The organism is Clostridium oryzae (assembly GCF_002029235.1).
GTDB lineage: Bacteria > Bacillota > Clostridia > Clostridiales > Clostridiaceae > Clostridium_AE > Clostridium_AE oryzae.
On record NZ_MZGV01000038.1, the window covers coordinates 1 to 13,090 of the forward strand.

Below are 13,090 nucleotides of genomic sequence, written 5' to 3' on the forward strand. Positions count from 1 at the left end.
TTTCCTCTTTAGTCACTATAATATAAAAAGACAATAGGCAACAGTTGATTTGCATAAAATATTGTATATTTCAACATTTTTTTTGTATATATTAGTAAATTACTGAAACATATTCATTATATTATAAATTATATTTAATTATAACAAATTATAATGAAAAATATAGTACTTTTATTATATTTTCATTGTGTCTCAATAGGCTATTGAAAGGTAGGATGCTTTTAAGAAGGTTATTATAAAAAAACATAGAACGACTATCCAAAAAGATTTTTTCTATACTGTGAGGGTGTCATGTTAAAGCAGCATTTGAAATGCTTATAAAATGATGCAGCATCTCGAAAACCACAAGAATAGAGGATTTCTGTAATGCTGTATTTTTTATCAGCGAGCATATTTTTAGCAACATTTAACCGGTACTGAATTAAGTATTTTTGAGGAGATAAATTGTTATGCTGCATAAAGAGTTTATATAGATACGTGCGGTCAATACCTATATGTTTTGCAATATCACTTATTTTCATATCATAAGAGTAGTTATTTTTAATGTACTCTTTTGCAAGAAAAACATAGTCTGAAGCGGTTGAATCGTTAGATTCATCTTTGGAAAGCAAATAAGAGAAAATTTGATATAATCTGCTTATAATTGCGTATTCATTATCTTTTCCTAATTCAAAATTATCAATGAGTTCAAATAAAGACTTCTTTAATTTACCACAGCTGTAATCTTTGTGAATCAGATTTTTGCTACTAAAGCAGATCTTTTTTAAAATATTTTCAGCTTCATAACCGTCAAAACCAATCCACACGTACTCCCAAGGATCATGAAGGTCTGCTTCATAGTATGTAGAAACCCCTGGTTCAATCAAAAACATTTCTTCAGCTGAAACCTGATATATTTTATTTCTGACGTGGTAGGAGCCTTTACCAGAAAGTACAAAGTGAATAAGATAATGCGGACGTATGGCAGGACCATAAAAATGTGAAGGTTCACATTTTTCCCAGCCGCAAAAATATAATGTAAGCGGAGCATTTGCCTTTACGTGAACAGGAACGTTTTTAACTATTAGTTTATCCATAATATAATTCCTCCATAAAAAATTCAACAAATCACTAGTAATTTGCAACATAGATATCATGATAATGTAATGAATATATTATATTATACATACATACAGGAAACAAATAAATAATAAATGATAAACGACTGATTAACTTAACTTACAAATTATCAAATATTGATTTTTAACAATCATTTGGTTCCTTATAAGTTAACAGTTCAAGGCGTTTACATGAATTGGAGGAAATATATATGTTAAAAATTACTTTTATGGGAGCAGGAAGTACAGTGTTTGCTAGGAACGTACTTGGAGATTGCATGTGCACTCCAGCGCTGCGTGAATGTGAAATTGCGTTATATGACATAGATGAAAAGCGTTTGAAGGAGTCGGAGATTATTCTTTCTGCTATTAATAAAAATGTTAACGAGTCAAAAGCTGTAATTAAAACATATCTTGGAGTAGAAAACAGAAAGGCTGCACTAAAAGGAGCAAGATTTGTTGTGAATGCTATCCAAGTCGGATTGTACGAGCCATGTACAGTTATAGATTTTGAGATACCCAAAAAGTATGGTCTACGTCAAACTATTGCAGATACTATGGGTATTGGTGGAATTATGAGGGCACTTCGTACTATTCCAGTATTAGAAGACTTTGCTGCTGATATGGAGGAGGTATGTCCTGATGCTTATTTTATGAATTATACAAATCCTATGGCAATGCTTACAGGATATATGCAGCGTTATACAAATATTAATACGATAGGTTTATGTCACAGCGTTCAGGTATGTTCAGAGACCCTTTTGAAAAACCTTGGTATGGAGGACAAGTTAGAAGGCAGGACGGAACTTATTGCTGGTATCAACCATATGGCATGGCTTCTCGAATTAAGAGATAAGACTGGCAATGATTTATATCCGGAAATTCGTAAGAGAAGTGCAAAGAAAAATGCAGAAGAGAAACACGATGATATGATTCGTTTTGATTATATTAAACGCCTAGGATATTACTGTACAGAATCAAGTGAACATAATTCAGAGTATAATGCTTTTTATATTAAGTCAAAATATCCTGAACTAATTGAAAAATACAATATACCGTTGGACGAATATCCTAGAAGATGTGTTAATCAGATAGCAGGATGGGAAGAAGAAAAAAATGATATACTTGCAGATGGAAAGATTACGCATGAGAGAAGCAAAGAATATGCATCTTATATAATGGAAGCAATTGTTACGAATACTCCATATAAAATTGGGGGCAACATATTAAATACTGGACTTATTGATAATCTTCCTGCAGATGCTTGTGTTGAAGTGCCATGCTTGATAGACGGAAACGGAATACATCCAACGCATGTTGGTAAATTACCAGTACAGTTAGCGGCTATGAATATGACTAATATAAATGCCCAGCTTATAACTATTGAAGCCGCAAGAACCAAAAAAAGAGAGCATATTTATCAAGCTGCTATGATGGATCCTCATACTGCGGCAGAACTATCAATTGATGATATAGTTAAAATGTGTGATGAACTTATTGATGCTCATGGAGAATATATGAAATATTATAAATAAAGTGATATTAGATTAATCTAAAAATATCTTCAATAATTGCTGTGGATTTATTAGAAACCAAAGTAATGTTGAGGATATTTTTATCTTCCAATATTATCCCAGTGTTCATAAGCTTCATTTAGTTCAATAATAGCATCAGATTTGCTTTTCGCAGTAATTGCACCCTTGATGCGAGACAGACTTACATCAAAATAATCTATTTCATCTTTTTCGGCACTAAATTGTACTCTGGCAAGTACCTTTTTCCACGCTTTAGAAAGAGCATAAGTTTTTTTGCTAGCGGCGTTCCATCTTTCAGCATTGACATCATATATAATTAATTGTATAGATTTAGGAATATCATCATCTTTCGATATTGGTTTCTTCAAAACATTATCGCTGTTCATTATCAATATGAATAAAAGCAGTGTTAATATTGGTATTGCTTTAGTTAGAAGATTTCTCATGCTTTTCCTCCTTAGTATGGCCCTTTATAATCACCAATGTCAGTTACTTTTTTTATATGATCTTCATATTTATCTATGTATAGAGAACCTGCAGGATTTAATGTGGCTATAAAAACTTCAGATATATCATTAATTCCCTGCGCATGTAACTGATCAATTATCCAGTTTTTATCCTTATCTAGCTGTCTAAGATTTTCTTCTATAAGTATACCGTCATATATAAGTTCTGTACTTATTCCAGATGGTTGGCAGACAACATTCATATCTTTAGCCTTTATATTATCATATTCTGGTTTTTTAAGTACGGACAGTTGTCCATTTGGCTCAATAATTGCAAAATCTACCTGTACTAAATCAAATACATCTTTATTTCTAAGCAGCTCCATAATGTCAGATACCCTATATTTCATCTTTCTTAATGTATCCTCCATTATTTTACCGTTCATGATAACAATGGTTGGTTCGCCCTCTATATATTTTGCTGCATATCTCGATTTCATTGTTATGTATTCCATCAAGTAGCCTAATACTGACCAGCAAAACAGGCCAACCCAATGGGGCCATGCTCTACTCGACAAATCTGTAGTTAGGCTAGCAGCAATAGAACCAATTGTAATTCCTAATACATAATCAAAAAAAGTCAATTGACTTATCTGCTGCTTGCCTAATATTTTTGTAAAAATAAGCAATGTAAAAAAAGCGATTATAGAACGGACTAAAACAATCAATCCTTCACTCATTTTTTATTCCTCCTAAATACAGATGGATAATGTTTATTATTTCAAATACAAAAAACTTTATTCTTCATTTTTACTTATCTAGCTACAAGGATCATGACCCAAAAGGCAATTGCAGAAATGACTGCTTATGAAATGGCAGGATTAATGATTCTGGCTAATGTTGCTTCAGAACAATTATGACAATGTCTCAGAGGTTCAGGCAGCGATACTTGAACCTCAAGGAAATTTATCAGTTTTTTCTAAAGCAGAGAATAAGCCTGTTACACTAAAAGATTTGAATATACAATCTGATAATCAGCGAATAACGCTGCCGTTAATTATGGATGGAAATATCGAAAGTGTTAATAAGGTGGGAATTCAGCTGTGCTGAATTGCTATGAATAAATATAGAAAATAATACTTTGTAAATGCATAGATTCGGTATAGGGTAGGAAGTGATTGGAGGAGGCATTTTCCAGCCAGCGGAAATCACTTCCTACCATTTTTTTACTTATCAATTAATTTTTTCTCAAACTCCTCAACCATTTTTTTAGTCATTAATCCGCCAATAGGACCACCGGTAGTTCCGTTCAATTTGGAACTTTTATCACCTTTATCGCCATTATTTATCTTCATACCAAATTCATTTGCATATTCTGTTTTTATTTTATCCAGTTCTTTCTTTGCTGTTGGAACTAAAGGTCTTTTACTCATTACTAACACCTCCATATCAGTATTAGTTTTATACTTTTGAGCAAAGATATACTTAGTAAATTATTCAGATTCTAATTGCCTTATTTTTTCTAAATCTTTTGAAGCATATGAATTAAGTGAATCACTGATATTGTTATTTATATATTCAGCTGTGCTTGAAAGATTATTGATCACATGTTTATACGAAGCACTTAATTGGCGAAGAGAATTAACTAATCTATGGTTTTTTTTCTTTTTATAGTACTCAATTTCCTTTAGAATTCTTTTGTTTTCTGCTTTAAATATCCATACAAAAGTAGTAGCATTATCATGCTCTCTTTGGCATTCAATCAATGCAGATGTAGACAATTTAATTTTTGGAGCTTGATTGGATTGTTTGATTACGGAATCGGAAATACTAGATACTATATTTTTAAACGCATTATTTAATAGATCTTTATATTTATCTTTGTCATTTCCATAAGTACCAGATGCTATTTCCTTTTTTATTTTCTCATATTCTGAGATGTATTTATTAACGGATGAATCTTTATCATTAAAAGTTGATGATGCTTCCAGCCGTTTAAAAAATTTATATCCCACCATAGCATCATCAGAGATATTTGATTTATCTGTTATCTCAATATTTGTATTATCTAAATTATTATTTGTACATTTATTTTTATCTGATGTGTTTTTGTATTCATTAGCGTTATAAATGTCCTTACTTGACTGAGAATTGCTAATTGTAAGCGAATCCATGCTAATCCTCCCTTAGACTTTTATGTATATATTTTCAATATCGGATTACAATTTAAATACTTAATACCTACATAAAAAGAACTATGCTATAATTCTTGATATATTTACACTGTAAACTTATAATGATTGAAATCGCTTATTTCAAGGTGGTAAAGTAATATGTATAATATAATACATAAATTATATCTAAGGGAATTATAATCCTATATTATGTTGTTTTGCTTCAACTATTTTACCTTTGTATATTGCTTTATGTGAAATTTCTATTTTAAATGCTTTTTCATATTGCTTAATATATTTCACTTCTCTATCTGAAACAATAGATATGGCTATGCCTTCATTACCGGCACGTCCGCAGCGTCCCACTCTATGTAGGTAAGTAACTGGTTTTTCAGGAATGTCTAAGTTAAAAACATTGGTCACTCCTTTTATATCAAGTCCTCTTGAAGCGATATCCGAGGCGACTAAAAGCTGAAGTTTACCGTTTCTAAAATCCTCTAGAGCCTTCTTTCTATCTTCTTTCATATTTGTACCATGGATGCCTTCAACCTCTAATTTATGGTATTTTAGTTTTGAGGTTGTAATATTTATATCTTCGCTTTTATTAATAAAGATTATAGCTTTATAAGGATTTATAGCATGGATTAGCTTCCTCAATATTTCAATCTTATCACGCTGCTCACAAGTAAAATAATAGTGCTGTATATTGGAACTAATTTCAATTTTTTTATCTATACTTACGACTTCAGGTTCTTTCATAAGCTCTTTAGCTGCAGAAAGACTTTTAGGTGACATACTTGCAGAGAACATCAGCAGTTGTCTGTCTCTTAATGTAGTCTTAATTACGGCTTTCACTACATCAATATTATGCTGATCTAAAAGTCTATCGGCTTCATCTATTACAATAGTCCTTACGGTATGGGCAGATAATTTCCTTCTTTTTATTAATTCTAAAGTCCTTCCGGGGGTACCAACAATAATATGAGGTTTTTCTTTTAATTTTTCTATTTGTCTGTTTATGTTTGCTTCACCGATTATCGAAGCGTAGGTTACTTTAATATTTGAAGCTTCGGATAACGAAACTATAGTCCTATGTATTTGCATAACTAATTCATGAGTTGGAGCTAAAATTATAGCTTGCATTTCACGCTTTGATATATCAATTTTCTCAAAAAGCGGCAGAAGATATGCTAGTGTTTTTCCACTTCCAGTCTGCGATTGCCCTATAACATCTCTATTTTCAAGTGCTAGCGGCACTATTTCTTTTTGTATGTCTGTAGGTATATTAATACCTAGTTTAATCAATCCTTGAACTATATTTGCACTTATTCCAAGTTGTTCAAAAAAATTATCCATATTTGTCCTCCTAAATATTACTTAAAAATACCATAATACTATATTCTTTAGTATTTCACAATAGGGAAAATACATTCTATACATTATACAGGCTGATAGATATTATTTATCTACATAAGGTAATATATTTTGAAGTTAGTAAATTAAGATAAGAAGGCAACAAAAGCAATGTAATAAAAGTATTTTGTGAATATTAAGAGTGTAACAATTTTTTATGGATACTTAGTAAATTAGTTTTAAAAAGTTCTTGAAAATAGTGTATATAGGATTATAATAAGTTATGGAAAGTTAGCAGTAATGTAACAATTAATATCATATAGGCACAAGTGATAATTTGAAGAATATGAGGGATTAGATTTTATGAAAACGATTAAACAACTTATGATACGTATATATAACAATCTTAATATTTCTGCAAAAATGTCCGCTCTATATATGGCATTTCTTACTTTGTCATTAATTATAGCAACAATAATACACTATCAGGTCAATTATAATTTTACTATTAAGAAACAAAAAACACTGTCTATGCAGACACTGTATTCTTTAAAATCTAATATATATAACATGATGGATAATGTTAGTTTTAACTCAAGGATTATTATGGCCAATATAGATGTACAGGATATTCTGACTGATGGAAATCATGGGAACAGCTTGGAGTACCAAAGAAAAATATACAATTATCTAAGTACTTTAATAGATTCCATGCAGTATATACAATCTGTTTATGTTTTTGATAATTATAATAATTATTATGGTGTGGATAAGAATTACTTAAAAAGACTAAAGCTTAAAAGATTGAATCAGGCAGATTGGTATAGCAGTGTAATAAAGTTAGATGGATACTATATTCTAAAATTGAATGGAATCAAGATCTTTAAATTGAAAAATGCAGGTAAAAATACGATATCATTAATCCGCGTTGTCAACAGCACAACCTCTGAAAGAAAAATAGGTGTGATAATGGTTAATATTTCTGAAGAGGCATTTGAAAACTGTTATAAAGAAATAACCAATAGATATAAAACCAGTATAGCAATTTTGAATGAAAATAATGAACTTGTGTCAAGTAATAATCAATTTAATAAGGAAGAAATGAAACAAATACTTAATATAAGTAAAGCTAAAGGAAATTCTTTAGCCTTAAATCAAAGTGGACAATCATATATATATTCTTCAATGAAGCTTAAAAGATATGGGTGGAAAATTGTTATAGGAATACCTATGTCTGAATTAAAAAAAGAATTTTCTATATATGGACTAATAAGCTTAATAACAATCATATTAAACAGTATATTGCTTCTTATAGGAACTATATTTATATCTAAGTTGATTTCAAATCCAATTCATAGACTTCTGCAGGCAATGAAAAATATAGAAAATGGTAAGTTTACTATAATGGCTATGAAAACAGGCAATGACGAAATTGGACAATTAAAAAATGGATATAACATTATGATAAAGGAAATCCAGAACTTAATTGAGAAAACTGTATGGGAGCAGAAAACTATAAGAAAAGCAGAGCTTAATGTACTTCAAGCACAAATAAAGCCTCATTTTCTATATAATACGCTAAATGCTATGGAGTATTTGGCGCTAGCAGGAAAAAATAAAGAACTTTATGATGCTTTGGAGGCTATGGGCAGCTATTATAAAAAGAGCTTAAGCAAAGGAAAAGAAATAATATCGCTAGAAGAAGAGGTTGAAATAGTAAAAGACTATGTATTTCTTCAGCAGCTTCGATATGGAAATATCCTTACCGTACACTATGATTTAAATCCTGAAACATTGAAATATAATATACTAAAGTTGATTTTACAGCCTTTAGTTGAAAATTCTATATATCACGGAATAATGCCAAAGGGTGAGCATGGTGATATATATATTTCATCTAAACTCAGAGATAACAAGATTTTAATCATGGTAGAGGATAATGGAATAGGAATGACTGAGGAAGAACTTAATCTAATGAAATCTCAAAAGATTAATGATAATTTGGATAGTTTTGGTTTTAGAGGTACTGTAGAAAGGTTGAAAATTTATTATGATTGTTCTGATGTCTATACTATAGAAAGCAGCAAAGGTACCGGAACTAAAATCACATTAATAATTCCTAAAAAGCGAGGGGAGCAAAATGAATAGTATGAATCTTAAATTATTAGTTATTGATGATGAACAAAATACAAGAAACCTTATAAAGATGCTGCTAGATTGGGAAGCTATGGGGTTTAGTATTATAGGGGAAGCAGCTAGTGGACAAGAAGGCTTATATATAGCAGAGGATACTAAACCGGATTTAATTATTACAGACATCAGAATGCCATATATGGACGGACTTGAATTTTGCGGACTAATTAAAGAGCATCACCCACAAATAAAGATAATTATACTTACTGCTTATGAAGAGTTTGAATATGCTAAACAAGCTTTAAAAAAGGGAGCTTCTGACTTCTTGCTCAAACCTCTAAAAAGGTCAGAATTGAAAGAGGCTATAGAGAAAATAAAGATTACGATAGAAAGAGAGGAAGAAAACCGCAGGCATTACGATCTAATGAAAAAAAGACTGTCTGAAGTAGGATTTGAAAATGATGATTTTATTGATGTTAAACCAAGTAAAATTAATGAGATAATAAGTTATATTTCACAAAATATATCTGACTCTACACTTACGCTTTCATCATTAGCCGCTCATTTCTATATTAACCCAAGCTACTTGAGCAGAATTTTTAAACAGCAAAAAGGTGCCAATTTAGTTGAATATCTTACTAGAATGAGAATTCAGGAGGCTATTGCCTATTTTAATGAAACTGATAAAATGGCCTATGAAGTAGCGGAGCTTGTGGGAATTCCGGATCCTAAATATTTCGGGAAATGTTTTAAGAAATATACAGGATATACAATTAATGATTACAAACGAAAGATTTTAAATAATCAATTCTCAACTGATAGAGTTTTATGATTTTTTAGTCTCTAGGGTAGGAAGTGGTTGTAGGAGGCATTTTCCAGCTGACGGAAATCACTTCCTACCATTTTTATTTAGTAAAAATGTTACGAGTCTAGGTAAAAATATTACGTTTATTACTGCGTGCCGTTAAACTATAATAAAAACATAAAGAAAAAAGTCTTATAGGGGACTTGAGATAAGGGGGATTTTTATGAAACAATTCTGCAAACGTTTTTTTGTAGGAGCACTTACTGCATCGATGTTTTTTAGTTTATCAGCATGCAGCAGCAAATCATCGGGAGGTTCGTCTAATAAAAAACAAGTTACATTAAAATTATGGCATATCTGGGCATCAGATTCAGAGTCAAGTAAAGCACCTTTTGAAAAGGTTTTAGCACAATTTAAGAAAGTTCATCCTGAAATTAAGCTTCAGGTGGATGCAACTGAAAATGAGGCTTTCAAGACAAAAATTAGAGCCGCAGTTGCTGCGAATGAAGCACCGGATATTTTCTTCTATTGGGGTGGAGGTTATATGAAAAATTTCGTAGATGCTAAAAAATTGCTTCCACTTAATGATTATTTAAATGACGGAACAAAAGACAAACTTCTTGATGGGACTCTATCAAACGTGACCTTTAACGGTAAGATTTATGGATTACCTCATTCTATGTCTGTTGGAACTTTCTTTATTAATAAGGAATTATTCAGCAAGAACAATGTTAAGATTCCAACTACTTGGGATGAATTATTAACTGCATGTAAAGAATTTAAATCAAAAGGAATTACACCTATGTCAGTTGGAGCAAAGGATATATGGCCCCTCGATATGTATCTTGACATAATAGAAACTCGCCAGGCTGGTTATCAAACATGTTTTAATGCACTCTCCAAGAAAGGAAGCTATGAAGATTCAGGAATCATTGAAGGGGCAAAGAAATTTCAACAACTTATTGATATAGGTGCATTTAATAAGGGAGCGCAGGGGCTTACAAGAGATGAATCTGAGGTGCCTTTCTATGAAGGAAAGATTCCAATGTACTTTAACGGCAGTTGGACAATTGGTAATATAATGAAGGCTGACAGCAAAATTAAAGATAAAATCGATATTATTAAATTCCCATCCCTTAGTGATAAAAGTGATATGAATGATTACACCGGCGGTGCGTCTGAAATCTTTACAGTAAATGCAAATACTAAATATAAGAAAGAATCTGTTACTGCATTAAAATATATCAGTGAAAATTTATCCAAAGAATTGTATCTTGCTGGAGCAGGTCTTCCAGTATATAAGGATAAAGTGGATGACTCAAAAATAGACTCACTTACTAAAAAGCTTGTAAGTATGACACAAAATGCTAAAACCTATACTTTGTGGTGGAACACATATCTTGATGGTCAGGATTCACAGCTGTATATGAATGAATCTGCAAAATTATTTGCAAAACAAATTACTCCTGAGCAATATGTAAAAGACTTGCAAACCATGAATTCAAAGTAAGAGTATAGTGTTGTTCATTCTATGCATCAATAAAGGGGAGAGGAGGCATTCGTTCCATCCCCTTTTACTATAAAATTTCATTTATCTGTACCCATTCTCGGCATAATTGGGGTACGTATAAGGCAAAGTCTTTCTGCCATAGGGAGGAGTTTATATGGACAAAGTTTTTTCAAATAAAAAAGCAATTTTTATATTTATGCTGCCATGTGTTGTATTTTTCGTAGTTATTATTCTTGCACCAATAATTATGTCGGCTTATTATAGTACGCTTAAATGGGATGGATTAGGTTCTGGCACTTTTATTGGACTAGATAATTTTAAGAAGTTATTTATAAAAAATATTGATGGATTTCCGTTATCAGTAAGAAACTCATTCTTATTTTTGCTTGTTTCAGTTTTTATTCAATTGCCTATTTCGCTTATTTTGGCGTTAATATTGAGTAACAGAATTAGAGGTGAAGGATTTTTTAGAACAGTTTATTTTATCCCTGTTGTCATTTCTACAGTAGTTATAGGACAGTTATGGATGAAAATATATCATCCGGATTATGGTCTTTTAAATGAATTTCTGAAATATATAGGCTTGGGAAAGTATGCACACAGTTGGCTAGGTGATAAAAATACGGCTTTAGCTTCAAGTTTTGTGCCTATATTATGGCAGTATGTGGGATATCATATGCTGCTTATGTATGGTGCCATAAAGTCAATATCTCCAGATATATTTGAAGCTGCAAAAATCGATGGAGCTAATTCCTTGACTACAGCCCTTAGAATTACACTTCCAATGATTACTCCAATGCTTAAAGTAAGTGTAACTTTTTCAGTAATAGGATCACTTAAAGTATTTGATTTGATTTATGTACTTACGAATGGTGGACCTGCAGGTGCCAGCGAAGTGCCAAGCACCCTTATGGTAAAAACCATATTTATGAGTAATCAGTATGGATATGGAAGTGCAATGGCAGTATTTATTATTGTAGAGTGCTTTTTATTCACTGGAATCGTAAATCTCTTATTTAAAAAATCTGAAGAATTATAGAGGTAAGTGCCATGAAATTAGAAAAAAATATCAACAGGTTAGGAAAGAGCATAATCTATATCTTATTAGCATTTTGGTCTCTTGTATGTATTTTCCCTTTATACTGGCTTATATGTTTTTCATTTAAAACCAATTCTGAAATTTTCGGAAGTAATATTATAGGACTTCCGCATAAATTGTTATGGAGCAACTATAAAACTGCATTTATGAGTGGAAAAGTTGGCATGTATCTATTTAATAGTGTTTTTGTTACTGCCCTTACAATATTACTTACACTTTTAGCTGCTGCTATGGGAACTTACGCAATGATACGTATGAAATGGCGATTTCAAAAAATTACTATGAGAATTATGATGATAGGATTGATGATTCCTATACATGCGGCTCTGCTGCCAGTGTTTATTATGATGCGTAAATTAAAATTATTAGATACAGACTGGTCTCTGATCCTTCCATATACTGCTTTTGCTATACCTATGGCAATTATGATTTTTGCTGGCTTTTTAGGATCAATACCTAGGGATCTTGAAGAGGCTGCCTGTATAGATGGTTGCAGCATATATGGGGCTTTTTTTAAGATCATTCTTCCATTGCTGCGACCAGCAATAGCTACAGCTGCAATATTTACATTTATACAAGCATGGAATGAACTTATGTTTGCTGTGGTTTTCATTAGCAACGATAAGGCTAAAACTCTTACTGTAGGTATTCAAGCAATGGCTGGACAATATCTGACGTCCTGGGGACCTATAGGTGCAGCATTAGTGGTTGCAACCATTCCTACTTTGATAATTTATATGCTGCTTAATAATCAGGTTCAGAAGAGTTTAACTGCTGGAGCTATAAAAGGATAGAGAGTCAAGAGAAAAGAGAAAAGAGTAAAGAGTAAAGTGAGGGTACGAATTCAGCTATGCTGAATTCCTTTAAATTTTGTTTCTTTTTAGTAATTTATTTTTTTGATAATTGTGGATAAATTTCAGCCGTACAGGAATATGCTA

13 protein-coding genes are annotated in these 13,090 nt (G+C 31.6%); 7 read left to right on the forward strand and 6 right to left on the reverse strand.

What is annotated here, in order from left to right:
- Positions 1 to 254: 254 nt before the first annotated feature.
- A complete protein-coding gene (locus CLORY_RS15340; RefSeq protein WP_079425965.1) occupies positions 255 to 1,076 on the reverse strand; it encodes an AraC family transcriptional regulator in 822 nt (273 codons plus the stop codon).
- A gap of 233 nt (positions 1,077 to 1,309) precedes the next feature.
- Here CLORY_RS15340 and melA point away from each other — a divergent pair, with 233 nt between their 5' ends.
- Positions 1,310 to 2,632 carry an alpha-glucosidase/alpha-galactosidase gene (gene melA / locus CLORY_RS15345; protein WP_079425968.1) on the forward strand — a complete coding sequence of 441 codons (1,323 nt, stop codon included), beginning with the start codon at positions 1,310 to 1,312 and terminating at the stop codon, positions 2,630 to 2,632.
- An 80-nt stretch (positions 2,633 to 2,712) separates the two neighbouring features.
- On the opposite strand, the gene CLORY_RS15350 is transcribed toward melA, so the two are convergent.
- The gene (locus CLORY_RS15350; RefSeq protein ID WP_079425971.1) at positions 2,713 to 3,078 is read right to left on the reverse strand and encodes a DUF4363 family protein; all 366 of its coding nucleotides are present in this window, start codon (positions 3,076 to 3,078) and stop codon (positions 2,713 to 2,715) included.
- A gap of 11 nt (positions 3,079 to 3,089) precedes the next feature.
- Positions 3,090 to 3,818, reverse strand: a complete 729-nt coding sequence (locus CLORY_RS15355) for a YetF domain-containing protein (RefSeq protein ID WP_079425974.1) — start codon at positions 3,816 to 3,818, stop codon at positions 3,090 to 3,092.
- 157 nt (positions 3,819 to 3,975) lie between these two features.
- On the opposite strand from CLORY_RS15355, the gene CLORY_RS15360 reads away from it, so the two are divergent.
- On the forward strand, positions 3,976 to 4,188 hold the full coding sequence (locus CLORY_RS15360; RefSeq protein ID WP_079425976.1) for a YetF domain-containing protein: 213 nt from the start codon (positions 3,976 to 3,978) through the stop codon (positions 4,186 to 4,188).
- Positions 4,189 to 4,304: 116 nt separating this feature from the next.
- Here the strand turns inward: CLORY_RS15360 and CLORY_RS15365 are convergent, their stop codons facing one another.
- From CLORY_RS15365 to CLORY_RS15375, 3 genes are all read right to left on the reverse strand, one after another.
- Positions 4,305 to 4,511, reverse strand: coding sequence for an alpha/beta-type small acid-soluble spore protein (locus CLORY_RS15365; RefSeq protein WP_079425979.1), 207 nt, complete (start codon positions 4,509 to 4,511; stop codon positions 4,305 to 4,307).
- Between the two features lie 60 nt (positions 4,512 to 4,571).
- The gene (locus CLORY_RS15370) at positions 4,572 to 5,252 is read right to left on the reverse strand and encodes a hypothetical protein (RefSeq protein WP_079425982.1); all 681 of its coding nucleotides are present in this window, start codon (positions 5,250 to 5,252) and stop codon (positions 4,572 to 4,574) included.
- Positions 5,253 to 5,447: 195 nt separating this feature from the next.
- The gene (locus CLORY_RS15375) at positions 5,448 to 6,608 is read right to left on the reverse strand and encodes a DEAD/DEAH box helicase (protein WP_079425984.1); all 1,161 of its coding nucleotides are present in this window, start codon (positions 6,606 to 6,608) and stop codon (positions 5,448 to 5,450) included.
- A gap of 360 nt (positions 6,609 to 6,968) precedes the next feature.
- Between CLORY_RS15375 and CLORY_RS15380 the strand changes: the two genes are divergently transcribed.
- From CLORY_RS15380 to CLORY_RS15400, 5 genes are all read left to right on the forward strand, one after another.
- The gene (locus tag CLORY_RS15380; RefSeq protein WP_079425987.1) at positions 6,969 to 8,753 is read left to right on the forward strand and encodes a sensor histidine kinase; all 1,785 of its coding nucleotides are present in this window, start codon (positions 6,969 to 6,971) and stop codon (positions 8,751 to 8,753) included.
- A complete protein-coding gene (locus CLORY_RS15385) occupies positions 8,746 to 9,570 on the forward strand; it encodes a response regulator transcription factor (protein WP_079425989.1) in 825 nt (274 codons plus the stop codon). The genes CLORY_RS15380 and CLORY_RS15385 overlap by 8 nt, the downstream gene beginning before the upstream one ends.
- Before the next feature lie 196 nt (positions 9,571 to 9,766).
- Positions 9,767 to 11,053: an extracellular solute-binding protein gene (locus tag CLORY_RS15390; RefSeq protein ID WP_079425992.1), complete on the forward strand. Its 1,287-nt coding sequence runs from the start codon at positions 9,767 to 9,769 to the stop codon at positions 11,051 to 11,053.
- A 154-nt stretch (positions 11,054 to 11,207) separates the two neighbouring features.
- Positions 11,208 to 12,092, forward strand: coding sequence for a carbohydrate ABC transporter permease (locus CLORY_RS15395; RefSeq protein ID WP_079425995.1), 885 nt, complete (start codon positions 11,208 to 11,210; stop codon positions 12,090 to 12,092).
- Positions 12,093 to 12,103: 11 nt separating this feature from the next.
- Entirely contained in the window at positions 12,104 to 12,946 is an 843-nt protein-coding gene (locus tag CLORY_RS15400; protein WP_079425997.1) for a carbohydrate ABC transporter permease, read from the forward strand.
- The last annotated feature ends 144 nt before the right edge of the window (positions 12,947 to 13,090 follow it).